Genomic DNA, 25,043 nt, shown 5'->3' on the forward strand with positions numbered 1-25,043 from the left:
ATGCCGACCCAAGACTGACCTCCTCAAAGGTCAGTCTTGAATCATGCCCAGATGAAAAAGGGAATCCCCAAAATCATAAATTGTCACCACAGCCTAGGCCAAGTCGGGCGTTAGCCCCATGACCAATCACCGGACTGACCAATTGACTGCTTGATTAACCTGGGCCACGCTAGCGCGCCCTAGAGGGAACACGAGCCTCGTCATCCGCATGCAAATGGGCATCTTGGCGTCTGCCGCCATGGCACAAAGGCTCGGCCCGAGAAGACATCGATAAGACAATGCGCGGGAAAACCCGCCCAACACCTGGGAGGATTGTTCATGGTCAAGAAAGCGATAGCCTCTGCCGTCTTGGCGGGCCTGATGGCAGCCGGGGCCGCGTCCCCGTCCCTCGCTGCCGGCCCCGAAGAAGTCAGCGGACCCGGCTATAATCCCAGCTGCTTCGCGCCTTTCAGCGCCGAAACCAAGCACTTCCAGTTCCAGGCCAAAGAGCCGCCCTACCGCATCGCGCTGGCCAATGGTTTTGTCGGCAACACCTGGCGGATTCAGATGATCAAGACGCTGAAGGCCTATGCCGAGCAGCCGGACGTGAAGCCCTTGATCGAAGAACTGAAGATCGTCTCCACGGGAACGGACGTGGCTGCCCAGGTCGCCGCCATCGACAACTTCATCAACGCCGGTTACGACGCCATCCTGACCATCGCCGTCAATCCCACCGCCTTCGGGCCGGTGATCCGCCGCGCCAATCGCGCCGGCGTCGTCCTGGTGCCCTTCGACAACGTGCTGGACAGCGACAAGATCATCCAGGTCAATGAGGATCAGTCGGAGATCGGCCGCATCATGGCGCGCTGGCTGCTGAAGAACGTCGGTAGCAACGGCAAGATTCTGGAGGTCCGCGGCCTGCCCGGCAACTCGGTCGACCGCGACCGCCACCTGGGCTTCCGCGAGCTGATGGAGGCCGGCGGCAACAGCTTCGAGATCGTCGAAGTGGTCGGCAATTGGGACGACGGCACCGCCCAGAAAGTGACCGCCGATGCCATCGCGGTGCATGGCACGTTCGATGGCGTCTTCGTGCAGGGCGGCTCAACCGGGGCCGTGCGCGCGATGATCGACGCAGGCCATCCCTTCGTGCCGGTGGCCGGAGAGGCCGAAAACGGTTTCCGCAAGCTCTGCGCCCAGCACGCCGGCGACGGCCTGCTGTGCTCGTCGGCCGGGCAGTCTCCGGGCCTTGTGGCCATCGCTGCCAAGACGGCCCTGGAAGCGCTGCAGGGCAAGGTTCTGCCACAGTACGTCTCGGTGCCGATTCCGCTGGTCGAGCACCCGGATTTCAAGGCCAACGTGAACTACTACCCGGACCTGACGGACAACTTCTTCACGCCGAACGAGTTCCCGCCCTGCGGGGTCAACATCACCGCTACGGAGATCATGGCCAAGACGGAAGAAGACCAGTAGGGGCGGGTTTAGACGCCCAGGAGCTGAAGCGCCGCGTCCGCAATCCGGACGCGGCGCCCTTTCATGGAAACACAGCTTGCCCGGAGTCCGCTTGGCCCGATGAACGCACCCGCGGAAGAACCTGTCTCAAGGCCTCCTGACCCCGCCGCCTTCTGGCAGATGCGGGGAATCAGCAAGCGCTACGGCGGTGTCGTCGCCCTGGACGGCGTAGACTTTGCCTGCCATCCCGGCGCGATCCACGCGATTCTGGGCGAAAACGGCGCCGGCAAGTCGACCCTGATCAAGATTGCCGCCGGCGTCGTCCAGCCCTCCGCCGGCACCCTGCTCCTCGACGGCGAGGCTGTCACCTTCGCCGGTCCGCAGGATGCCAACGCCAAGGGGATCGTCTGCATCTTCCAAGAGCTCTCCCTGATGCCGGACCTCTCGGTGGCCGACAACATCTCCATGGCCGATCCGCCGCTGCGCTGGGGACTGATTGACCACCGCGCCCAGCGGCGGCGCGCCGAGGAACTGCTGTCGAAGGTCGGCTGCGACGACGTCAACCCGCTTGAGCTGGTGAAGAACCTGCCGCTGTCGCGCCGCCAGATGGTGGAGATCGCCAAGGCCCTGGGGCGAAACCCCAGGATGTTGATCCTCGACGAGGCGACCTCTGCCCTCACCGCCGCCGACGTGGAAAAGGTTTACGCGATCCTGGGGGAGCTGCGCGCGCAGGGCCTCGCCATTCTCTACATATCGCACCGCATGCACGAGATCGAGGAACTGGCCGACACCTGCTCGGTGTTCCGCAACGGCCGCCACATCGAAACCTTCGCCAAGGGCACCCGCAGCGACAGCGAGATCGTGCAGCTCATGATCGGGCGGGAATACACCCAGGTCTATCCGCCCAAACCCCAGCACGAAACCCCGCCGGAGCCGGAATTGGAGATCACCGGCCTCACCTGGGGCAACCGCCTGGCCGACATCTCGCTCTCCGTCGGCAAAGGCGAAATCGTCGGACTCGGCGGGCTGGACGGCCAGGGCCAGCGCGAGCTGCTGCTGGCGCTCTTCGGCGTGCTGCGGGGCGTCACCGGCGAGGTGAAGGTCGCCGGTCGCCGGCTACGCCTGACCAGCCCGCAGTTCGCCAAGTCCAGCGCCGTCGGCATCGCCCTGATCCCGGAGGACCGCAAGTCCGAGGGGCTGCTGCTGCCCATGTCGGTGCGCGACAACATCTCGATGGCTTCCATCAGCCATTTCACCCGCGGCCTCTTCATCGACCGGGAGCGCCAGAACGCGGAGATCGACGAGATGGTGCGCCGGCTCTCCATCAAGGCCGGCGATGTCGACGACCCGGTCGCCACGCTGTCCGGCGGCAACCAGCAGAAGGTCGTCATCGCAAAGTGGCTGATGACCAACGCGCGCATCGTGCTGCTGAACGACCCGACGCGGGGCATCGATGTCGGCACCAAGCAGGAGATCTATCAGTTGTTGCGCGATCTGGCTGCCGCCGGAACCGCCATCCTGTTCTATACGACGGACTACGACGAGTTGATCGGCTGCTGCGACCGGGTCAGCATCATGTACGACGGCCGCATCGTGCGGGAGCTCGAGGGCGAGGCCATCAACGAGGAGAACATCGTCGCCAGCGCCCTGAACCTGATGCTGGACGACCGCTCCGAGGTTTCCTCCCAGGCGGAGGAGCCGGCATGAACGACTTGAAACTGCGGCTCGGCCAGAACCAGGGGGTGATCCTGGCCATCGTCGTCTTCTTTCTCATGTTCACGCTCTACATCGCCAACCATCCGGCGGGCCTCACCGTGCCGGTGGTCACGACGGCCGCCAACAAGGCGGTGCTGCTGGCGCTGGTCGCCATGGCCCAGACCCTGCCGGTGCTGACCGGCGGCCTCGATCTCTCGGTGGGCATGGTCTTCATCATGACCAACTGCCTGGCCTCCAGCATGGTCAGCGGCGACCCGCTGCAGATCGCCATCGGCACCGCCGTGGTGCTGCTGGCCGGCGCGCTGGCCGGCCTGGTGAACGGCGTGATCGTCGTCTACGGGCGCCTGCAGCCGATCATCACCACCCTGGCCACCGGCGCGGTCTACTACGGCATCGCCCTGCTGCTGCGCCCGGTGCCCGGCGGCGACGTCGACGAGGAGCTGGCCGACTTCATGACCTACACGGTCTTCGAGGTGGTGCCGACCTCCCTGGTCGTGCTGCTGGCGGCGGTGCTGATCATCTGGCTGCCCTTCCGCAATTCCGTCGTCGGCCGCGGCTGCTATGCCGTCGGCTCCGCCGAGGGCGCAGCCTACATGACCGGCGTCGCCATCGGCCGCTCGAAAATGGCGGCCTACACCCTCGCCGGGCTGCTGGCCGGGCTCGCCGGACTGATGCTCACCTTCGTCACCTTCTCCGGCGAGGCCAGCGCCCCGATCGGCGGCACCTACACGCTCAACTCCATCGCCGCGGTGGTGATCGGCGGCACCTCGCTCTACGGCGGCGCCGGCGGCGCCATCGGCTCCATCTTCGGGGCCTTCATCCTGCGCACCATCGACGACCTGCTCTTCGTCTTCGATCTGCCGCCGCTCTGGCAGCCGCTGTTCCAGGGCGTCGTGCTGCTGGTCGCCGTCAGCCTGGGGGCCGCCCGCGTCTTCCAGATCCGCAACCGCCTGGAGCTCTTCAAATAGCCATGTCGATCCAGGAGAACATGCAGGGCGCGCTGCAGGGGGCCTTGAAGTCGGTCGACAGGCCGGTGGTGATCGCTTTCGGCTTCATCGTCGTCATGCTGCTGGCCGGCAGCCTCTATTCCTCCAGCTTCCTCTCGGCCAATTACCTGCTGCAGCAGCTCCAGGTCGCGGCTTTCCTGGGCATCATCGCCTCCGGGGTCATGCTGGTGATCCTGCTGGGGCACATCGACCTCTCGATCCCCTGGCTGGTGACGGTCGGCGGCATGATGTCGACCGCCGCGGCCGGCTGGTGGGGGCCGGAGTACGCCATTCCCTTCGGCCTGTTCTGCGGCCTCGTCTTCGGGCTCATCAACGGCCTGGGCGTGGCCATCCTGCGCGTGCCCTCGATGATCTTCACCCTCGGCATCAACGCCGTGGCCCAGGGCGTCATGGTGCTGCACACAGGCGGCTTCGCGCCCCAAGACCATGCCAGCGAAACGATGCGCTGGCTGGCGGTCGAGCGCAGTTTCCTCAACATCCCCAACGCCGTCTTCATCTGGGCGGTCATCGGGATTGCCGTGGTCATCCTGCTGAAGCGCACGCCGCTGGGCCGCTACATCTACGCCATCGGCAACCAGGAGGGCGCCACCTTCCTCTCCGGCGTCAACACCAAGGCCGTACTGATCGCCTGTTTCGCCATCTCCGGCATGTGCAGCGCCATGGCCGGCGTCCTGCTGGCGGGCTACTCCAACAAGGGCTACCAGGCCATGGGCGACCCCTACCTGCTGCCCGCGATCGCTGCCGTGGTGCTGGGCGGCACCCACATCCTGGGCGGGCGCGGGACTTATCTGGGCACGGTGGCCGGGGTCATTCTGATCTCCCTGCTGCAGTCCATCCTCTCGGTCATGCAGATGCCCGAAGCGGGGCGCCAGATCATCTACGGCTGCGTCATCATCGGCATGCTGCTGGTCTACGGCCGCGGCCAGAGAGTGCAGGGCTAGCCGACCGACCGTTCTACGCCAAAGCCCTCATCCCCTCTGTCACGTCAGAGCGTGACGGTTCAGTGGTCGAGCGGCCGTCGCCTCACGGCCATTGGACGCCGCGGCGGTTCAGGTAGACGGCGTAGAGCGAGGTTGTGGCGGTGATGAAGAGACGGTTCTTCTTCGCGCCGCCGAAGGTGACATTGGAGACCTTCTCCGGGATGCGGATCTTGCCGAGAAGCTCTCCCGCGGGGGAAAAGCAGTGCACGCCGTCGCCGCCGCTGGACCAGATGTTGCCGTCCTCGTCCAGGCGGAAGCCGTCGAAGACACCGGTGTCGCAGACGGCGAAGACCTCCCCGCCCGAGAGGCTGTTGTCGTCGCCGACCTGAAAGGCGCGGATATGGCGCGGCCCCTCGGGATCGTGGGAAAGGCCGGTGTCGGCGATGTAGAGGGTCTTTTCATCCGGCGAGAAGGCGAGACCGTTGGGCTTGTCGAAGTCGTCGGCCACCACGGTCAGATCGCAAGCCTTGGGGTCGAGGCGGTAGACGTAGTTGGCGCCGATCTCGCTGTCGGCCTTGTAGCCCTCGTAGTCGGAGAGGATGCCGTAGGGCGGATCGGTGAACCAGACCGTGCCGTCGGACTTCACCACCACGTCGTTGGGGGAGTTCAGGCGCTTGCCCTGGTAGCTCTCGGCCAGCACGGTGACGCTGCCGTCCCACTCCGTGCGGGTGACCCGCCGGGCGCCGTGCTCGCAGCTCACCAAGCGGCCCTCCCGGTCGCGGGTGTGGCCGTTGGAATAGTCGGAGGGGCGGCGGTACTCGGTGACGCCGGCACCCGCCGTCCACTTCAGGATGCGGTTGTTGGGGATGTCGCTCCACAGCAGGAAGTCGCCATCGCAGAAGTAGACCGGCCCTTCCGCCCAGAGCGTGCCCGTATAGAGCTTCTCCACCGCGCAGTTGCCCAGCAGGTAGTCCCTGAAGCGCGGGTCGCGCACGTCGTAGTCCGGGTTCATCGGCCCCCTCCCCTCGTTGCCCGGGCTTCGCCGCCCGCTGTCGTGGAGAGTGTAGCGCCGGGCGCCCGCTGCGCCAATTGTCAAACCCGAGACATCTATTAGCGGTTGTACAGCTATGATAAACCTTGCCGGACCGAGATGTGTCGCGGGGGAGAGCGTGACGAAGAAGCTGCTTTGTTTTCTGGTGGCGGTGATGGGCTTGGCCGCGGCGCCAAGCCACGGCGCCGATCAGTTGATCTGCACGCTGGTCGAAGAAACGAGGCCAGATGTGAACTGGAAGAACCGCCAGGAATTCAGGATCGCGGCGGAGTTCAAGAAGCACTTCGGAGCCGCGATCGATACCGACTTCGTTCCCTGGACCCCCGATGAGATCGCCGAGAAGGCGGAGAACTTTGTTACGCGAAAGACTACTGGTCTGAAACGGGTGAACACCTTTGCGGTCTGGACGAGCGAACCGCCCTATTTCGACTTCGGGCCGACGGACGAGGGCTTTGCTGTGTTTATCGCGAGATCGGACGGGCGCCTGGTCCTTTTCGAATCTGACAGGCGCATGCAAACAGGCGAACTGGTGTTCACCTTCAGCTTCTTCCTCTCAAGGTCATTGGCGGATTGCGGCCGTGCTCTGCGCGATCCCGAATTCGCATCTTTGCAGTACAGATTTGCCGTTATTGAGTTGGCGGCATGGTGTGCGGGAGACGGCAAGTGGTTCAAATCGAAGATCTGCGATCAGGAGCCACTACGCCTGGAGATCGAGCGCGTTGACAACGCCTATCGCCGGGTCCGGGCACACGCTGCGGACCTGGCTCCCGCGATGGAAGCGAGAGAAGCCTACTTCGTCGTGACCTACCTCAAGGACTGGGCGGAAGCGATCTCGAGGCTGAAGGATGAGTGGTGCCAGAGCTACCAAAACGGAGAAGCCTCCTGCCTAAACTGACCGCGACGCGGTCGGCGCCTCAGGGAATCCAAGCACCATGGCCGTACTGATCCCCGATATCTTCAGCGATCCGATGAGGTACCTCGAGGCGGAGCACGTCCTCCGTCGGCTCTTCGATCGAATCAAGTGTGAAGACTATACTGGGCCCATGTGGACGCAGTGGATGAACAGAACGTTCAACAACGGTACGCGTCTCTATGACGACAGCATGCCCGTCTACACCCAGTACTGCGAAGCGCGACGGAAGGGCATTGCCATCTGGCTCAAGGACCCCGAGGAAATGGAAGGCTACGGTTTTCAGCCGGAAACCTTCTTCCGGGCCTACCTTGAACTCACCGATCCGGATGTCGCGCGGATCAACAAGCTCGACATTTCCTGCGTCCTCTCGGAGGAAAACCTGAACAAGGCCGAAAGCCTGATCCGCCTCTACATGATCGATGACGTCTCGCCCGCCGCTCTTTCCATGGTCATCGAGGAACGGGGACTGGGCTTCGACTGACTTTCAGCTCAGCGGCTGCAGGTTGTCGCGGAACATCTGGGCGCAGTTGGCCCAGGAGAACTTGAGGGCGTGCTCGCGGCAGTGGTCGCGGTCGATCTTGATGGCCTCGCGGGTCGCGCTGCCGAGATCTTCGCTGAGGATGCCGACCCCCGCCCCGTTCACCACGTCCAGCGGTCCCGGTACCGGATAGGCGGCCACCGGCATGCCGCTCGCCAGCGCCTCCAGCATCACCAGGCCGAAGGTGTCGGTGCGGCTGGGGAAGACGAAGACGTCGCCTGAGGCGTAGTGGGCGGCCAGGTCCTCGCCCTGCTTGGCGCCGACGAAATGGACGTCCGGAAAGGCCGCCTCCAGTTCGGCACGCTGCGGACCGTCACCCACCACCACCTTGCTGCCGTCAAGCTCGAGATCCAGGAAGGCCTTGATATTCTTCTCCACCGCGACGCGGCCGACGTACATGTAAACCGGCCGCGGCAGATCCAACGCGTGCGGTGCCTCCGGCCGGAACAGCGCCGTGTCGACGCCCCGGGTCCAATCGACAAGCCGTTCGAAGCCGCGGGACTCCAGTTCCTCACGCATCGACTGGGTGGCCACCATGACGCCGCTGGAGGGCCTGTGGAACCAGCGCATGAAGCGGTAGCCGACATCGGCCGACACGGGGATTCTCGCGGAGAGGTATTCCGGGAAACGGGTGTGGTAGGAGGTGGTGAAGGGCAGCTTGTGCTTCACGCAGTAGCCGCGCAGGGCCACGCCGATCGGTCCCTCGGTGGCGATGTGGATGGCGTCGGGCCGGAAGGCCTCGATGCGCTTCTTCAGGCCGATCTGCGGCAGGACCGCCAGCCGGATCTCCGGATACGTCGGGCAGGGAAAGGTCCGGAACATATGCGGGGCCAGGACTTCGAAGACGTCGCCCTGCGGCTCCAGTTCCTCGCGCACCCGGTTGAGAGTGCGCACCACGCCGTTGATCTGTGGATACCAGGCGTCCGTGGCCAGAAGGATACGCATCTCCGTCACGCCGCGGCGGTTGCCGGCTCCAGCATGGGAAAGGCCCGCAGCTCGGCCCAGGGCAGGATCTCCAGCCTGCCGTCGAAGTGCTCCACCAGGGCGGTGCAGCTTTCCACCCAGTCCCCGTCGTTCACGTAGAGGATCCCGTCGATCATCCGCATCTCCGCCATGTGGATGTGGCCGCAAATCACGCCGTCGGCGCCGTGACGCTTCGCTTCGGCGACCACAGCCTCCTCGAAGTTGCAGACGAATTGAACGGCATTCTTCACCCGGTGCTTGAGGTAGGCCGAGAGCGACCAGTAGCCGAAACCCAGCTTGCGGCGCAGGTAGTTGAACCAGGTATTGACGTGCAGCATGGTCACATAGGCCCAATCACCGAGCAGAGCCAGCCAGCGCGCGTACTTGACGATGCCGTCGAACTCGTCGCCGTGGATCACCAGCATGCGCTTGCCGTCGGCGGTCTCGTGCATCACCTCCTTCATCACTTCGACGCCGCCGAAGTGCATGCCCAGGTAATCACGCAGCACCTCGTCATGGTTGCCGGGCACATAGACCAGCCGCATGCCCTTGCGCACCTTGCGCAGAAGCTTTTGAACGACGTCGTTGTGAGCCTGAGGCCAGTACCAGTTCTTCTTGAGGCGCCAACCGTCGAAGATGTCGCCGACCAAGTAGAGCGTCTCGCACTCGGTCTCTTTCAGGAAGTCCAGCAGGTAGTCCGCCTTGCAGCCCCGGGTGCCGAGATGGATATCGGAGATAAAGATGCTGCGGTAGCGGGTCGGTCGCGAAGGTGCCAGGCCGTCCATGGGTCCACTCTCTAGATCCCATTGCAATCACCAAAAACGGTGATCTTTCGCCGGCTTATATCAAGATGCTGAAGCGGGAAAAAGGAATACGATCAAATAAGCCACAGATATCATCCCAGCTTCACTGCACTGTCACAGAAAGTACATGCAGCAATTACTTTTGGTTAATGAAGGCATCGAAATCCCGATTCGTTTCGCCGCGGACGATTACTTTGTCGATGCGAATCGCAGACTGGAGGCGCTTCATCCACAGAGACTCGGGCCCAGAGACTCGGGCCCAGAGACTCGGGCCCTGCCTCACGCGAAAGGGGCCTGCGCAACGTACAGGCCCCCCGGAAACCGCACGTCGTCGGTTCTATGGCAGTTCTCGTGCCGAACGCATCAGCGCCACATGGGATTGAGCCCGATCGCGTTGGCGCGCTGGTCGATGCGGTCGCTGTGCGACATCGGAATCATGCCCAAATCCACCAGATAGCCGTCCGGGCCCCAGGCGCGGTCGCTGGTGTACTCCGTCACGAACTCCAGGATCCCGGGCACCTGCTCGTAGTGCTGAACCTTCACGTAGATGAAGAGCGTGCAGATCACGGGGTACTCGCCCAGCGCAATGGACTGCTCGTCCGGCAGGACACCGTCGATGGGGTGCAGGGTCAGGCTGTCCGCATGGATCTCATAGAACGAGAACGGCATGATCGCCAGCTGATGCTCGCGCGAACTCACCAGACGGACGGCTTCGTCATAGCTCTTGGAAACCGACTCGAAAGCCTCGTCATTGCGCAGGCTGACGCAGGCCGGATCGCGCACCTCCTCCGGCAGGCGCGCCATCGCTTCGATTTTGCGGCAGCCGGTGTCCATAACCTCCAGCAGGAAGGCATTACCCGGGTCCGTATTGACCAGCGGGCCGATCACGCGGATCGGCATGTCGGGCAGGGAGTCGTGGATCTGATTCCAGCGGGTGTGAGGGTTGTCGACCAGCGCGCCGTCGACGACCAGGCGCTTGGCCAGGGCCTGGAAGATCTGCGCCTTGGTCGGCCGGACAACCGGGCCGTCCTGTGCCCCGACGAGGACGATCCCGTCGTAGCCGATCTTGATCTCGGTGATCCGGCTGACTCCGTTCTCCTGGCACTCCTTGAATTCGGCGTTCCACATGCGCCTGGGGATACCGATGATGTCCGGAAACTCGTGGCCGACCCCGGCACAGAAGCTGCGGGTGCTGCTGCGCGCCGTGGTTCGTTCGATAATGGGTGTTGGCTGGCGGTAATTGCTGGCGAAGCTCTCGCCCACCATGGCGGTAAAGGGAAAGTTGGATTCGGAAGACATAATGCGGATGGTATCGCGCCCCTCGGCCTGCGCGCCGAAAAGCATCGTGGCCGCCGCCGCGGCAAACACCAGATGTTTCATCTCAAGTCCCCAAGAATACGAATGACCGAATAACCCGGACTCCGGAGGCCGAAAAATCCTGACTGACGGAGGCGTCGATGCCACGCGCAATCGCTGCACACCCGGGTGGGCCTCCTTCTATTGTCTTCCTGTAACGCCTGGATTGCTTCGGCTCCGACACGCGGTTTCTTTTGTTTCGGTCGGCACTCGTTACTGAAACGGTTCAGCGTCATCTGTGCGATCCATCACAAATGCTTCACAAATCACAAAACAGTCATGAAACTGTAAGATTTGACGCCCTGTACGGCGATGCCGTCGATGACCTAAAAGTCATGGAGAAAGTTGGGCATGAAGCCCGGTGCATCGGCTCAGTCGCTTTAGGGTTTCGCTCAAACGCAGAGCGAGAGCCAGTGTTCTTTCGAAGCCACTGTTCTTTCGGACTCAGTCCGCTTCAGTACCGGTTCGATCAGGTTACCCATGATGTTTCGCCCTGCCATGGTTCGCAAAGAGGTCAGTCCGTGAGTTCGAGCACCCACCCCCGCTACGCCATCTACTACGCACCGCCGCCGGGCGGCGGCCTTTGGGAACTAGCACAGCGCTGGCTGGGCCGCGACTGCGAGAGCGGTGCCACCTTGGTGCGTCCGGAGATCGATGGGCTGAGGGCCATTGACCTGGATGCCGCCACGGCAAGTCCACGCCGCTACGGCTTTCATGCAACGCTGAAGGCGCCTTTCCGCCTGGCGCCCGGCACTTCGCTAAGGGATCTGCACGATGCGCTTGCCGTCTTTGCCGCCCGGCAGAGCCCCTTTGAAGCACCAGCGCTGACGGTGCGGGCCCTTGGGCCCTTTCTGGCCATGACACTCTCCAAGCCTTCGGAAGAAATGGACAGGCTTGCGGCTGCTGCGGTGCGCGACTTCGAGCCTTTGCGTGCGCCGCTTCGCGAAGGGGACCTGCAGCGGCGACAGAAATCGGGGCTGACCCCGCGCCAGGAAGCCCTGCTGCGTCAGTGGGGCTATCCCTACGTCATGGAAGAGTTTCGTTTTCACATGACTCTGACGGGCCCTCTGGAGACCGCAGAGAGGGAGCTGCTGCAAAGTCACCTGACCGACCTCTTCAGCCCGCACACGGCGGCGCCCTTTCACGTGGACACTGTCTGCCTCTATGGCCAGCACAATCAGGAAACCCCCTTTCAGCTCATGGACCGCGTCCGTCTTTCGGGTCCGAGGGCGCCCGATGCGGCAGACGCGGAAAGAGGAGAACTTGCGCGATGAGCAATGCAGGTGAACGAACCCACAGCCATGCGGCCGCAGGCATGCCGGATGAAGACGAAAGCCCCTCGGCGATTGCGGATGCCCTGCTCTCACAACTCGAGGCCTTGGGCGGCAGCCGCTACGGCGGCGAAGCGGTGAGCCAGTTGGATCACGCCCTGCAGTGCGCCACCCTGGCCCGCAGCGCCGGGGCGGAAGACGCATTGATCGCCGCCGCTCTGCTGCACGACATCGGCCATCTTGTGAACCCCAAGGATGAAGGTGCCGCCGCCGCCGGAATCGACGCAGCCCACGAAACCATCGGCGCGACCTATCTGTCCCGTTGGTTCGGCCCCGCCGTAACGGCGCCGGTCGCGCAGCACGTCGCCGCCAAACGCTATCTCTGCCAAGCCGAACCCGGCTACTTTCAGACGCTCTCCGAAGAGTCCGTCCGCAGCCTCGCGCTTCAGGGCGGTCCCTTCACGGCCGAGGAGGCGGAGGCTTTTCTGGCGGGACCCCACGCCAAAGCGGCCCTCGCCCTCCGGCGCTGGGACGAAGCCGCGAAGGACCCGGCCATGGAGACGCCGCCGTTGCGGGACTTCGAAGCCGTGATCGAGCGGACCCTGAGGACCGCGCCCTGAGATGGCAGGAGCTTCGAGAGCGTCTTCCCCAGGGCCTTCCAAAGCGGCATCCGGCCATCTGGTTCTTGTCGTCGGACCGAGCGGCGCCGGCAAGGACAGTCTGATCAACGGCGCGAGGCTGCGCCTGCCCGTAGATGAGGGCTATGTCTTTCCAAGCCGGATCATCACACGCACCAGCGATCCGGCGAGCGAGGTCCATGAGACGGTCGATGAGGACGAGTACGCGTCCCTGAAGGAAAGCGGGGCCTTTTTTCTGCACTGGGGCGCTCATGCCCTGCGCTATGCCCTGCCCGCCTCCGTTGCCGAGCAACTGGACGCCGGGGCCACGGTGATCGCGAACGTGTCCCGCGCCGTTATTGCTGAAGCCTTGCGCAAACATCCGAAAACCACCGTCGTACTGGTCACCGCGCCGCAGGCCGTGCTCGAAGAGCGCCTGCTGGCGCGTGGACGAGAGGATCTTGCGGCGGTGCGCCGGCGCCTCGCCCGCAGCGCCGCCCTGCCGCCCGGGGTTCGAACCGTCACCATCGTCAACGGCGGCAGTCTGGAGGCGGCCGTCGACCAGTTTGTCGACGCGATCTCCCGGGCGCCTGCTGACGGCGCCGTGCCTTGAGGACCTGACTGATTTCCTACCCGCGGTGAAACCCTCACGGCCTTGGCCGCGTAGATCTGAACAGGAAGCAATCTGGCCCTGACCAGGACCTCTTCAGCCAAGGATCTTAAGAGATGGTTGCCGTTCACTTTTCTTTTATTTCAAGGCTTTGCAGCGTAGTTCTGTCGCCGAACGACCACGCCGCCGAGGCACCGGGTGCCCGGCGAAGCGCGCTGCCCGGCAGTTCGGAAGACCCCCGCGCCCTGCTGACAGGGGCGCTGGCCGACATGCTTCCCTCGACGCTGGAGGAGATTGCGCTTGCCGCGGGCCTGGAGCCGGCGACCGCTGCAGCCTATCTGGCCGACATGTCTGCACGCTGCGCGGTCATGTTCAATCCCTTGACCAAGCGCTACAGCCTGCCGAAAACCGCCTTTGGGTCGCCTCTGGCAGCCTAGCCTGCACCCGGTCACAGCCGGAGCCTTCTTGTCTGGGCGGGAAGAACAACTGAAACACTCTGCCCGCCCCAAGACATCACACAGAAACCACCCGCCATTACACTGTTCGACAGCCAATAGCACCTTATAGACCAAGGAATTACTGGTCGTCCTGGTTTTCGAGAAGCGCGATTTGATACGGAAGATTTTTCACCTTCTGCGGTGAATACACGTCTGGAGAGGCTTCACCGCATCGATCCCCACTGGACGTCGACCTCCACAGGATGCCTGCCCAAGGATACCGGGCAAGTCTTTGGCTACAGGCCCCCAATCGAGACCGTCGGCGGACACAGGGCCATGACAAAACCCGCGGAATGCCACGGGTAAAAAAGCCGCACAACCAAGAACACACAATGCCTCTGGTGCCTCGTTAACCAGTTTTTGTGTGTTGCATGTTGAGATTTCGACTGAGGAGCAAAACGAATGCTGTTCAGAACGCTGATTGTTGTCCTAATTCTTGGGATCGCGGCACCTCTGCAGAAGGCGGAGGCGCAGGGTGCCAGCGCGCCGCTGTCCACCGACTTCAATCTGATTACCGCGATCGACGTTTCGGACTCGATCAGCCGTCATGAGGAATGGCTTCAACTTACCGGCCTCTCCCGCGGGGTCGTCCATCCCAGCTTTGTCTCTTTGGTGCGCGAAGGGCTGATGCAGCGCATCGGCTTCATGGCCTTTACCTGGTCCAGTGACGGCCAGGTGCGCATCGTCGTGCCCTGGACGGTTATCGCCGGGCCGGAGGACGCCGCCCGTGTCGCCGCCCAGCTGCGCGACGCTCCGCGCATCGACCGCTCCCACTACGACGGCAACCATCAGGCCCCGCAAGCCGGCGGTGGCGCCGGCACCGCCGCGTCGACCGGCGGCATGACCGATATCGCCCAGGCCGTCGGCGCGGCCACGCGCATTGCCGCCGCTGCGCCGTACCAGGGCCGCCGCGCCGTCATCAACATCCTGAGCGACGGCGTCGACAACGCAGGCTTCGATCCAGCCATGCTGCGCGACGAGGCGATCCGACAGGGCGCGACGGTCAACGGCGTTGTCTTCGGCGGGCGCCGGGACCTGCCGGCCTACTTCCGGGAGAATGTCATCGGCGGGCCCGGCGCTTTTCTGATGACCGTCCAGGACCCCCAGGACCTTCCCAAGGCCCTGGAGAAGAAATTCTGGCGGGACCTGATCGCCGGTCACACGCCGGCCTCCGCCGCAGCGGGCTGATCCCGTCAATCTACCTCCCTCTTCGCGATAGCCCACCCGGGCGGCGGGCCAAGCGGCCCGCCCGCGCCGCTTCATCGTCGCCAGAAAGGCTTGATGCAGGTCACACGACCGCGGCGCCGGATATCTCCGCCAGGCGCCGGGACGCTTCCTCGCGGTAGCGCTGGTTCAGCGGGCTGCTCGGCTTCAGCTCGACCCTTTCGTTGGCAAGGGCGCGGACAAGGGAGAGTTGGCCGTCGCGGCGTGCAGCCTCGATCAATGTCAGATCGAAGACGTCCCGCTGCGCATGGCTGCCGCCAAAGCGGCTGAGACGGCCACGGACCTGGCGCAGCAGATCGACCGCCGTCACGTAGTCACCCCGGCCAAAGGCGCGCAGCGCGTTGCACAGGGGATAACCAACGTGGTGGGTCATCATGGCGTTGCTGCGGGTACCGGTCATGGCCCGCTGCTGCGCCAGCAGCAGGCGTTCGGCAGCAGCCGTGCGCCCGTCGGCGACGAAGGCCATCATGGCGTGAGCATCGTTGAAGGCGTAGAAGCCGTCTTCACCCAGCGGCTCCCAGCAATCCGCCAGCTCGATCCAGCGATCGCCGACGTCCACACCGCGCAGGTGCAGCCGCCACAGCAGCGCTGAAGCATCCAGAAGATCCAGCATGACCCGAGAGCGGTCCTTGCGGATGCTGTCGTCATAGACCGCCAGGACGCTATCGAACTGGTCGAGGTCGAGATGGTAGAGCGCCAGGTGCCACCAGTTGTGAACGGCAAAGAAGCTGTCGTTTGCCCAGTCGCCTTCGCGCCCGCGCATCCAGGCGATTCCGTCTTCCTGGCGGCCCTGCATCTCCATGACATGGGCCACGGCATGCTGGGCCCAGGCGTCGCGCGGATTGAGATCGATGGCACGCCGGCCCATCTCTTCGGCCCGTTCGTAGTCGCCGCATTCCTCCAGACCGAAGGCGTACATCCCCAGCAGCGCATGGTAACCCGGGTCATCGGCCGACCATTCCGGCAGAACCCTTGCGACATGGTCGCGCAGGTGGCGGGCGTCCCCCACATAGAAGTCACTGAGATGCAGGACCTGCAGCGCCAGCGCATCGCGCGGACAGTTGACCAGGGTGTCCTCCAGCACCGCAATGGCCCCTTCCCAGCTGCCCTTCAGGTATTGATCGATCGCTGCCAGATGGCGGCGCTCGCGCGCCGTTGTCGAGTGGCCGCGCGCCGCCTCGAAGCTCTTCTGTGCTTCCGCCATGGCATCCACTTCGGTGGCCAGGGCGAAAACATAGGCGCGCAGGCAGTGCGCCATCACGAACTCGGGGCTCTCCGCAACGGCAGCCTCTATGGTCTCGACCGGATCGCCCTGATAGCACTGCAGCTGCGCCAGGGCCTTCTCATACAGCGTTATGGCATCTTCGGAGGCTCCGCTCACCGGCTCGCCTCGCGCATCGACATGGCTCATCATGTCCTTCCGCACTCCCACACTTCTTTCTTGGGCGGCGATGCGCCGGGCGGGGGTCGTTCCCCGGATCCGGCAGTGTTGTCCCTACGCCTGGCAGGGCAAGCCACCAGTGGGGATTCTCACATTAGCAACATTTGAAACACGCAGGCAGCGCGCAGGAGGGCTATATCCCCATCCGCGACTGGGGCAGCCCAGAACGCAACTGTCCGCAGGTATGCCCTCAAGCGCAGTTGATCACTGCGTGACACCTTGTGAGTTGCCGCCGGACCTCCCCGCCTCCAGGTTATCGAGAGACCCAGCGGACCTCGTCCTCCCCGATGACCCTACGGAGCCGCCGCCGTGAGCAGAGAACCGGGCCGAAAGCAAACCCTCGCCGGAACCCTCGCCGGGGCCGCCCTTGCCGGCCTGATGGCCGTTCTTGCCGCAGGACCCGGCCTTGCCCAGGCCGCGGTCCTGGCGGGCGACAAAGCATTGCAGCCCTTCGACGAGTGGCAGGTGCTGACCCTGCCGGAGAAGCCGCCGGCCGACTTCATCATCGCCGCTCCGGACACCTTGATTGTGGAGGCCGATGGCGCGGTGGCTTTCCTCTATGCCGAGGTCACCGTCAAACCCGGCGCCCAGCTCACGTGGCGCTGGCGTGTCGACCGGGGCATTGCCCCGAGTGCGCAGGACCGGGTCGGCCAGGACGACCGGCCTCTCGCGATCCATCTCTGGTTTCCGCCGCCCGAAGCCGAGCGCTCCCTCTTCGACCGACTCGGTGGGCTGTTCGGCTATCCGTCTATCGGGCGCGTCATGACCTATGTCTGGGGCGGCGAGCGCGAGCGCGGCACCGTGTTCGACCATCCCCACTTCGACGAAGGGCGTTTGACGGTTCTGCGCGGGGCCGAGGCCGGGCTCGGCACCTGGTACGAGGAACGCGTCGATTTCATCGCCGACTACCGGGACGCCTTCGGCGAAGATCCGCCGCAGCGCCTCTACATCGCTATCTCGGCCGACACCGACGACCTGGGCGGCATGTCGCTGGCCAAGATCAAGCATCTGCGCTGGAGCCTCGGGGATCGCGCCTTGTTGCAGCCTTCGCTGCAAGAAGGGCGTTGGTTGGATCGTTGGGCGGGCCGTCCGTGACGGACACACGGGCGCAGTTGCTTGGCCTGTTGCTGGATAAAGGGCAAAAAGCCCTCGCTCTTCCGGTGGGGAGTCTCTGGCAGGACATTGTCGACCGCGGTCCCGCCGGGGAGGACCGGCTGGCCCGGACTCTCGCGGGTCAGTTTCTGGCCGGGGAAGAGACCACGGCGGCGGTCTGCGACGCCTTGGCCAGCCGGCTTTCCCACGCTCGCGCACGCGATTGCCTTGCGCTTCAGGCAGAGGAAGAGCATCGCCATGCGGAACTTTACCGGCGCTACTTGGCCAAGAGCGGGGGCAAGAGCACCGTTGGAGGCCTGGGCAAGGACCCGGCCAGCGAAGCCGGCCCCAGTCTTCTGAGCCCGGCCCGCGACGCCATCCTGGCCTGGCAGGGCCCGCCGGAAGCCGTGCTGCTCGCCGTCCAGGTCATCATCGAGGGTGAGGCCCTCGCCTTTCAGGAAACCGCCCGCCGCTTCACGCACTGCCGGCGCTTTGCCGTCCTTTCGCATACCATCGCACGCGACGAGGCGCGGCACGTGGCCTTCGGGCGCGTCTATCTGCCGGTCGCCCTGCAGGCTCTGACTCGAAGAGAGCGGGTCGAGATCCATAGCTGGTTGCGCGGGCTGTGGTTTGCTTGCATGGAACGGCTGCCGCAGGTCGCCCCGCTGCCCTGGGCCAGCGGCCCCCTGGCACGTCATTGGGCGCGGGCCTGGGCGAGACGGCGATGGTCGCACTGGGACGCGCAACTCGCACTGCTGGGCATCAGTCCTTCCGCAACGCAGCCCATGGGCGCCGACCCCGATCTCGCACCATGAAACTCTCGATTATCGTCCCCACCTTAAACGAGGCCGAGCGCATACCGGCACTGATCGACCGGCTGCGCCGGGAGGATCCGGACAGCGACATCCTGGTGATCGATGGCGGCAGCACCGACGGCACCGTGGCTATGGCCCTGAAAGCCGGGGCACGGGCGATCCGCAGCGCACGTGGACGTGGCCAACAACTGGCCCTCGGCGCGGAAGTGGCCGAGGGCGACGTCTTCTTGTTCCTGCATGCCGACAGCAGACTGGCCCCCGGAAGCCTCGATGCTCTGCGCGAAGCCATGGCCGCCCCTCATGTCGTCGGCGGCAATTTCCGCATCCTTTTCGACGGCAACAGCCCCTTCGACCGCTGGCTGACCCGGTTCTACGCCTGGTTCCGGCGCTTCGGCCTCTATTACGGGGACTCCGCGATTTTCGTGCGGCGCGACGCCCTTCAGCGCATGGGCGGACTCCGGCCCATCGCCCTGATGGAGGACTACGACCTCTGCCGCCGACTCGAGCGCAGCGGCAAGACGGTCTGCATTACCGAACCGCCTGTGACGACGTCTTCGCGCCGATTCGAAGGCCGCTGGCCACCGAGAATCGTCACCGGCTGGCTGCTGATCCACCTGCTGTACTACCTGGGTGTGTCGCCCGACGTCCTGGCACGCCTCTACAGATCCGAACGGCGGACAGGCAAGACGGGAAAGCGGCCACAGCGAAATGCGCTGTCGCGCACTCCATCAGCGAGCGAGAATGTTCACGGCGACACATAGAGTCACCCCGTCTTGCTCGGCTGATTTCTGAAACACCGCCTCTTTTCTGACACAGGCGAGTGCGCCGGCGGCGCAGCCAACCTGAGGCTTGGTTTCAAAAAAATTTCGACTGTGTGTCACGCGACCTTCATGGCTTCGCGAGACTTTCGCTGCGCCCGCTTAACCAAAAAGAAGGCTGTCTCCAGCCCGTAGGAATCTTCAGAGGCACTGTCTGCATTAGTTCTTGCACATCGCGACCAGAGCGCCGACCGGCCGCCGTTGAGGCGCAAGGGAACCGGGTCGGCTGCTCCCGAAGCCCGAACCTGCGAACGACATACGAAGGGGAGCCAATATGTCGGCGGTCATCAACGAGTTTGTCTTCAATCACAGCGGCAGCGACGACGCCGAGTTCGTCGAGATCCTCGGCGATCCGAACACCGACTATTCGAACCTTTGGCTCATCCAGATTGAAGGGGACAGTGGCTCCAACGAGGGCACCATCGACAGCGCGATCCAGGTCGGCATAACCGATGCCAACGGTTTCTGGACGACCGGCCTTCTCAACAGCGAGTTCGAGAACGGCAGTGTGACGCTGCTGCTGGTGGAAGACTTCACCGGCAGCGTCGGCGACGATCTCGACATCAACGACGACGGCACCCCCGATTCCGCGCCCTGGACCTCCATTATCGACTCGGTTGCTGTACGCGATGACGGCGCTTCCGACCTGACCTACGCCGAAACTGAGCTGGCGCAGGGCTTTGACGGCAACACCTTCACCGTCGGCGGCGCCTCGCGCATCCCCGATGGCACCGACAGCGACACTCCGGCCGATTGGGCGCGCAACGAGTTCACCAGCCCCAACGATCCCTCCAATGCAGCCCCCGGCGAGGCGGAGAACACACCGGGCAGCAGCAACGTCCAGGTTCCCGTCATTCCGGTCATCAACGAATTCGTCTTCGATCACGCCAGCACCGATGACAGCGAGTTCGTCGAGGTTCTCGGCGCACCGGACACCGACTACTCCAACCTCTGGCTGATCCAGATCGAAGGCGACGGCAGCGGCGCCGGCACCATCGATACGGCCATTCAGCTTGGAACCACCAATGCCGACGGCTTCTGGACAACGGGTTTCCTTAACGGCGAATTCGAGAACGGCACGGTGACGCTGCTCCTGGTCGAGGACTTCACCGGCAGCGTCGGCGACGACCTGGATACCAACAACGACGGTGTTCCCGAGTCCGGCCCCTGGACATCGATCATCGACTCCGTTGCCGTCTCCGACGGCGACGGCGGCGACCAGACCTATGCGGATCCGGTGCTGGCGGGCGTCGACGGCGCCTCCCGCATTCCCGACGGTACCGACACCGATACGGCCGACGACTGGGTCGAGAACGAGTTCACCAGCCCTTCCGCTCCGTCCAACGCGGCGCCGGGCGAAGCCATAAACACGCCGGGCAGCGAGAACATGGTGGAGGAAGAGCCGGTCCAGGCGGTCACCATCATGGAGATCCAGGGCGCAGGCCACACCTCGCCCTTTGAAAACCAGGTCGTGACCACCACCGGCATTGTCATCGCCCTGGCCTCGGACGGCTTTTTCATCCAGGACCCCAACGGCGATGCCGACATCGCCACTTCCGACGGCATCTTCATCGCCTCCGGGGACACCGTCGCCATCGGCAACGCGGTGGAGGTCACCGGCACGGTCGAAGAGGACCTGCCGGGGGGCAATGCCAACAACCTGACGACGACGCAGATCGGCGGCAGCCCGACCGTCAACGTGCTGAGCAGCGGAAACCCGCTGCCGGCGGCCGTGGTGCTCGGAACCGGCGGGCGCGTGCCGCCGCAGCAGGTGGTGGAGGACGACTCCTTCGGCTCCTTCGACCCCGAACTCGACGGGCTCGACTACTTCGAAAGCCTGGAAGGCATGCTGGTCACCGTGCCGGATGCCGTCGCCACCTCGGCCACAAACCGCTTCGGCGAGACCTGGGTCGTCGCCAACAACGGCGACAACGTGGGCCCCGACGGTCTCAATCCCCGTGGCGGCATCGACCTTGCACCCGACGACATCAATCCCGAGCGCATCCAGATCCAGACCAACTCGGACCTCGGCGCCGACGTTGGCGACGGGTTGGGCGACGTCACCGGCGTGCTGGGCTACGACTTCGGCAACTACGAGGTCCGCCCAACCGGCCCGGTGGCCGTCGTGACCGACGCCGGGCCGGAGGCCGAGACCACCGCTCTGACCGGCACGGCCAACCAGCTGACCGTGGCCAGCTACAACGTTCTGAACCTCTCCGCAACCGCCAGCGACGACACCCAGCGCGACATCCTGGGTCAGCAAATCGTCAACAACCTTCAAAGCCCGGACATCATCGCGCTTCAGGAGATTCAGGACAACAACGGCACGACCGACGACGGCACCACCGACGCTTCGCAGACGCTGCAGGAGCTGGTTGACGCCATCGCCGCCGCCGGCGGACCTACCTACGAGTTCTTCGATATAGCGCCGGAGGACGGCAGCCAGGGCGGCGTGCCGGGCGGCAACATCCGGGTCGCCTATCTCTACAATCCGGACCGCGTCGACCTGCTGGAGGGCTCGGTCCAGGCACTCGACTTCGAGGCTTTCGAAGGCAGCCGGGTCCCCCTGAAGGCGCAGTTCGAGTTCGAGGGCAACGAGGTCACCGTCATTAACAACCACTTCTCCTCGAAGTTCGGCTCGACGCCGGTCTACGGCTCGCAGCAGCCCTTTGTCGACGCCGGCCTTGATGAGCGCGAGGCCCAGGCCCAGGCCATCAACGACTACGTCGACGGCCTGAAAGCGGCCGACCCGGACGCCAATGTCATCGTTCTGGGCGACCTGAACGACTTCCAGTTCGCCACGCCGGCACCCATCCTGACCGGCGAGTCCGATGGCGATCAGGTGCTCTTCAACCAGATCGACGAGCTGACCGACGACGAGGTCTACACCTTCAACTTCGAGGGCAACTCCCAGGTCCTCGACCACTTCCTGGTGACCGAGAACCTCGCCGACGACACCGAATTCGACATCGTTCACGTGAACGTCGACTTCGACGACGGCGCGCGCAGCGGCACCGAGACCGGCAGCGACCACGAGCCGATCGTCGGTCGCATCACCCTGGAGTCACAGCCGGAGACCTTCAAGCTGCAGATCCTCCACGCCTCTGACCTGGAGGGCGGCGTCGAAGCGGTCGAGCGGGCGGGCAACTTCGCCGCCATTGTCGACTTCCTGGAAGACACCCACGCGAATTCCATCACCCTTTCCGCGGGCGACAACTTCCTCAGCGGCCCCTTCTTCAGCGCTGCCGACGACCGCGACGTGTTCCGCGACCAGGGCGTCTTCAACGACTTCTACAACGATTTCTTCGGCCTGGAGGCACCGGACGAGCTTTACGAGAGCCTGCGCGAGGGCGGCGGCCGGGTCGATATCTCGATCATGAACGCCATCGGCTTCGACGCCTCGGCCCTGGGCAACCACGAGTTCGACCTTGGGACCGCGACTCTGGCTGATATCATCGCCCCGCAGTTCCGCAACGACGACGGCGTGGCCGACGACCGCTGGGTCGGTGCCCAGTTCCCCTACCTGGCGGCCAACCTGGATTTTTCCAACGACGACAACCTGGCCGACCTCTTCACCGATCAGATCCTGCCCAACACCGACTTCCAGACCGGGCCGGAGCAGTCGGCGACCAGCACACCTTCGCCCAAGATCGCCCAGGCGACGATCCTGGAGGAAGGCGGCGAGAAGATCGGTGTGATCGGCGCCACCACCCCGAATCTTGCCAATATCTCCTCGCCGGGCGACACCACCGTGATCGACGGCGATAACCCGGACGACATGGACGCCCTGGCCGCCGTCCTGCAGCCGATCATCGACGACGTGATCGCCCAGGGCGTCAACAAGATCGTCCTGGTCACCCACCTGCAGCAGATCAGCCTTGAGAAGGAACTGATCGGCAAGCTGAGCGGCGTCGACGTGATCATCGCCGGCGGCTCCGACACCCTGCAGGCCGACCAGGAAGACATCGACCGCGGTCTCAACGAAGGCGATACGGCGGACGAGGACTATCCCTTTAACACCTTCAACAAGGATGGCGATCCGGCGGTCATCGTCAGCACCGACGGCGAGTACTCCTACGTCGGACGCCTGGTGATCGAGTTCGATGAAAACGGCGTTCTCATCACCGAGAACGGCGAGGCGACCGACGAGGACGTCAGCGGTGCCTTTGCCACGACGGACGAGCAGGTCGAGGCCTTGTGGGGCAATAACGACGCTTTCGCCGAGGGCACCAAAGGCGGTCAGGTCAAGACCCTGACCGACGCAGTGGAAGACATCGTGATCGCCAAAGACGGTGTCATCCTCGGCCGGACAGACGTTTATCTGGAAGGGCGCCGCGACGACGTGCGGACCGAGGAAACCAACTTCGGCAACCTCACCGCCGACGCCAACCTGGCCCTGGCCCAGGAATTCGATGACAGCGTCATGGTCTCGATCAAGAACGGTGGCGGCATCCGGGCCCCCATCGGCGTGATCGAGGAGCAGCCGCCGGGCTCCGGCAACTTCGTCGAGCTGCCGCCCCAGGACAACCCGGCCTCGGGCAAGCAGGCCGGCGAGGTCTCCCAGCTCGACGTCGAAAACACCCTCAAGTTCAACAACGGTCTGACGCTGCAGACCTTGACCGCGGCGCAGCTTCTGGAGGTCCTGGAGCACGGGGTCGCCGCCACCGGGCCGGGCGAGACCCCCGGACAGTTCCCGCAGGTCGGCGGCATTTCCTTCAGTTTCGATCCCGACGCGGCGCCCGGCGCGCGCATACAGTCGGCGGCCATCATCGACGAAGACGGCAACCCGGTCATGGCGCTGGTCGAGAACGGTGAACTGGCGATCGACCCGGATACGCCGATCCGCATCGTGACCCTCGACTTCCTGGCCAACCTGGGCGGCGACAGCTATCCCTTCCCGGATTTCGCGGCAGCCGATCCGGACTTTGCCGACGTGGTTCAGCTCAAGGACGTTCTGAGCGACGCCGGGGCTTCCGACTTTGCCGACCCGGGCAGCGAACAGGACGCGCTGGCTGAGTTCCTGCTGGCCAACTTCTCGACCACGCCCTTCGGTGAGGCCGATACAGATGCCGCCGACGACACCCGCATCCAGAACCTCAACGAGCGCAGCGACACGGTGCTCGACGGACTGCCGGACCCGATCAGCGACAACGGCACCCGGGGCGATGACTTGCAGGACGGCACCGCCGGCAACGATACCCTGGGCGGCGGCCGCGGCGACGACACCCTGAACGGCGGTGGCGGCGACGACGAGCTGGACGGCGGCCGGGACGATGACCTGATCGACGGCGGAACGGGCGCCGATACAATCGTGGGTGACCGCGGCGAGGATACCATCGAAGCGGGCTCCGGCGACGATCTTGTGGACGGCGGCCGGGACGATGACGAGATCAGTGGCGGTGACGGCAACGACACCATTGAGGGCGATCGCGGTGACGATACCATCGATGGCGGTGACGACGACGATCTCATCGACGGCGGCCGCGATGAGGACCTGATTCTGGGCGGGGCCGGCGACGACACCATCGACGGTGGCCGCGACGAAGACACCATCGACGGCGGCGAGGATGACGACGTCATCGACGGTGGCCGCGGCGACGATGAGATCGCCGGCGGTGCAGGCGACGACGTCATCGAGGGCGGCCGCGGCGACGACACGCTGGAGGGCGGCGAAGGCGACGATACGCTGGAAGGGGACCGTGGCGACGATGTCTTTGTCTACAATCCCGGCAGCGGCAGCGATGTCATCAAGGACTTCGAACCCGGCGACGACCTGATCAAGCTCGACGGCTTCTCGATCGCCGATTTCGATGACCTGCTGGACGCGGCGGTAAACGATGGCGACGACGTGGTCATCACCCTCGACGAGGTGGCCGGCGACGAGATCCGTCTGGTCGGCGTGAACGAGGAAGACCTGTCTTCTGACGACTTCATGATCACCGGTGTCTGATCAGCCCGAAAGC

The 25,043-nt window shown here is 64.5% G+C and carries 20 protein-coding genes; 15 read left to right on the forward strand and 5 right to left on the reverse strand.

Going from position 1 to position 25,043, the window contains the following annotated elements; translation table 11 throughout:
- Positions 1 to 318 precede the first annotated feature (318 nt).
- The 4 genes from Q0982_RS03310 (at position 319) to Q0982_RS03325 (ending at position 5,092) form a co-directional block, all read left to right on the forward strand.
- Entirely contained in the window at positions 319 to 1,449 is a 1,131-nt protein-coding gene (locus Q0982_RS03310; RefSeq protein ID WP_299391679.1) for a sugar ABC transporter substrate-binding protein, read from the forward strand.
- A gap of 159 nt (positions 1,450 to 1,608) precedes the next feature.
- Positions 1,609 to 3,135 carry a sugar ABC transporter ATP-binding protein gene (locus Q0982_RS03315; RefSeq protein WP_299391681.1) on the forward strand — a complete coding sequence of 509 codons (1,527 nt, stop codon included), beginning with the start codon at positions 1,609 to 1,611 and terminating at the stop codon, positions 3,133 to 3,135.
- Positions 3,132 to 4,112: an ABC transporter permease gene (locus Q0982_RS03320; RefSeq protein WP_299391683.1), complete on the forward strand. Its 981-nt coding sequence runs from the start codon at positions 3,132 to 3,134 to the stop codon at positions 4,110 to 4,112. The genes Q0982_RS03315 and Q0982_RS03320 overlap by 4 nt, the downstream gene beginning before the upstream one ends.
- Positions 4,113 to 4,114: 2 nt before the next feature.
- Positions 4,115 to 5,092: an ABC transporter permease gene (locus Q0982_RS03325; protein WP_299391684.1), complete on the forward strand. Its 978-nt coding sequence runs from the start codon at positions 4,115 to 4,117 to the stop codon at positions 5,090 to 5,092.
- A gap of 82 nt (positions 5,093 to 5,174) precedes the next feature.
- On the opposite strand, the gene Q0982_RS03330 is transcribed toward Q0982_RS03325, so the two are convergent.
- Entirely contained in the window at positions 5,175 to 6,083 is a 909-nt protein-coding gene (locus Q0982_RS03330; protein WP_299391686.1) for an SMP-30/gluconolactonase/LRE family protein, read from the reverse strand.
- A 157-nt stretch (positions 6,084 to 6,240) separates the two neighbouring features.
- Between Q0982_RS03330 and Q0982_RS03335 the strand changes: the two genes are divergently transcribed.
- Both Q0982_RS03335 and Q0982_RS03340 read left to right on the forward strand, forming a co-directional pair.
- A complete protein-coding gene (locus Q0982_RS03335) occupies positions 6,241 to 7,017 on the forward strand; it encodes a hypothetical protein (protein WP_299391688.1) in 777 nt (258 codons plus the stop codon).
- A gap of 163 nt (positions 7,018 to 7,180) precedes the next feature.
- Positions 7,181 to 7,516, forward strand: coding sequence for a hypothetical protein (locus Q0982_RS03340; protein WP_299391689.1), 336 nt, complete (start codon positions 7,181 to 7,183; stop codon positions 7,514 to 7,516).
- Positions 7,517 to 7,519: 3 nt separating this feature from the next.
- On the opposite strand, the gene Q0982_RS03345 is transcribed toward Q0982_RS03340, so the two are convergent.
- From Q0982_RS03345 to Q0982_RS03355, 3 genes are all read right to left on the reverse strand, one after another.
- Positions 7,520 to 8,518, reverse strand: coding sequence for a glycosyltransferase family 1 protein (locus Q0982_RS03345; RefSeq protein ID WP_299391691.1), 999 nt, complete (start codon positions 8,516 to 8,518; stop codon positions 7,520 to 7,522).
- Between the two features lie 5 nt (positions 8,519 to 8,523).
- On the reverse strand, positions 8,524 to 9,321 hold the full coding sequence (locus Q0982_RS03350) for a UDP-2,3-diacylglucosamine diphosphatase (RefSeq protein WP_299391693.1): 798 nt from the start codon (positions 9,319 to 9,321) through the stop codon (positions 8,524 to 8,526).
- Between the two features lie 381 nt (positions 9,322 to 9,702).
- Positions 9,703 to 10,719, reverse strand: a complete 1,017-nt coding sequence (locus Q0982_RS03355; protein ID WP_299391694.1) for a substrate-binding domain-containing protein — start codon at positions 10,717 to 10,719, stop codon at positions 9,703 to 9,705.
- Positions 10,720 to 11,216: 497 nt separating this feature from the next.
- Here Q0982_RS03355 and Q0982_RS03360 point away from each other — a divergent pair, with 497 nt between their 5' ends.
- From Q0982_RS03360 to Q0982_RS03380, 5 genes are all read left to right on the forward strand, one after another.
- The gene (locus tag Q0982_RS03360) at positions 11,217 to 11,969 is read left to right on the forward strand and encodes a DUF1045 domain-containing protein (protein WP_299391696.1); all 753 of its coding nucleotides are present in this window, start codon (positions 11,217 to 11,219) and stop codon (positions 11,967 to 11,969) included.
- A complete protein-coding gene (locus Q0982_RS03365; RefSeq protein ID WP_299391697.1) occupies positions 11,966 to 12,586 on the forward strand; it encodes a phosphonate degradation HD-domain oxygenase in 621 nt (206 codons plus the stop codon). Before Q0982_RS03360 ends, Q0982_RS03365 begins: the two co-directional genes overlap by 4 nt.
- Position 12,587: 1 nt before the next feature.
- The gene (gene phnN, locus Q0982_RS03370) at positions 12,588 to 13,196 is read left to right on the forward strand and encodes a phosphonate metabolism protein/1,5-bisphosphokinase (PRPP-forming) PhnN (protein WP_299391699.1); all 609 of its coding nucleotides are present in this window, start codon (positions 12,588 to 12,590) and stop codon (positions 13,194 to 13,196) included.
- 113 nt (positions 13,197 to 13,309) lie between these two features.
- Positions 13,310 to 13,630, forward strand: a complete 321-nt coding sequence (locus Q0982_RS03375) for a hypothetical protein (protein ID WP_299391700.1) — start codon at positions 13,310 to 13,312, stop codon at positions 13,628 to 13,630.
- 462 nt (positions 13,631 to 14,092) lie between these two features.
- Positions 14,093 to 14,878, forward strand: a complete 786-nt coding sequence (locus tag Q0982_RS03380; RefSeq protein WP_299391701.1) for a DUF1194 domain-containing protein — start codon at positions 14,093 to 14,095, stop codon at positions 14,876 to 14,878.
- Between the two features lie 100 nt (positions 14,879 to 14,978).
- Here the strand turns inward: Q0982_RS03380 and Q0982_RS03385 are convergent, their stop codons facing one another.
- Positions 14,979 to 16,340, reverse strand: a complete 1,362-nt coding sequence (locus Q0982_RS03385) for a tetratricopeptide repeat protein (RefSeq protein WP_322096940.1) — start codon at positions 16,338 to 16,340, stop codon at positions 14,979 to 14,981.
- 324 nt (positions 16,341 to 16,664) lie between these two features.
- Between Q0982_RS03385 and Q0982_RS03390 the strand changes: the two genes are divergently transcribed.
- The 4 genes from Q0982_RS03390 (at position 16,665) to Q0982_RS03405 (ending at position 25,030) form a co-directional block, all read left to right on the forward strand.
- The gene (locus Q0982_RS03390) at positions 16,665 to 17,450 is read left to right on the forward strand and encodes a DUF3047 domain-containing protein (RefSeq protein WP_299391703.1); all 786 of its coding nucleotides are present in this window, start codon (positions 16,665 to 16,667) and stop codon (positions 17,448 to 17,450) included.
- On the forward strand, positions 17,447 to 18,262 hold the full coding sequence (locus Q0982_RS03395; RefSeq protein WP_299391705.1) for a ferritin-like domain-containing protein: 816 nt from the start codon (positions 17,447 to 17,449) through the stop codon (positions 18,260 to 18,262). The genes Q0982_RS03390 and Q0982_RS03395 overlap by 4 nt, the downstream gene beginning before the upstream one ends.
- Complete coding sequence (locus tag Q0982_RS03400; protein WP_299391706.1) at positions 18,259 to 19,023, forward strand: TIGR04283 family arsenosugar biosynthesis glycosyltransferase; 765 nt, start codon at positions 18,259 to 18,261, stop codon at positions 19,021 to 19,023. The genes Q0982_RS03395 and Q0982_RS03400 overlap by 4 nt, the downstream gene beginning before the upstream one ends.
- Positions 19,024 to 19,354: 331 nt before the next feature.
- Complete coding sequence (locus Q0982_RS03405) at positions 19,355 to 25,030, forward strand: 5'-nucleotidase C-terminal domain-containing protein (RefSeq protein WP_299391708.1); 5,676 nt, start codon at positions 19,355 to 19,357, stop codon at positions 25,028 to 25,030.
- Positions 25,031 to 25,043 lie beyond the last annotated feature (13 nt).

The sequence above is a fragment of the Pelagibius sp. genome (assembly GCF_028281305.1).
Classification (GTDB): domain Bacteria; phylum Pseudomonadota; class Alphaproteobacteria; order Kiloniellales; family Kiloniellaceae; genus Pelagibius.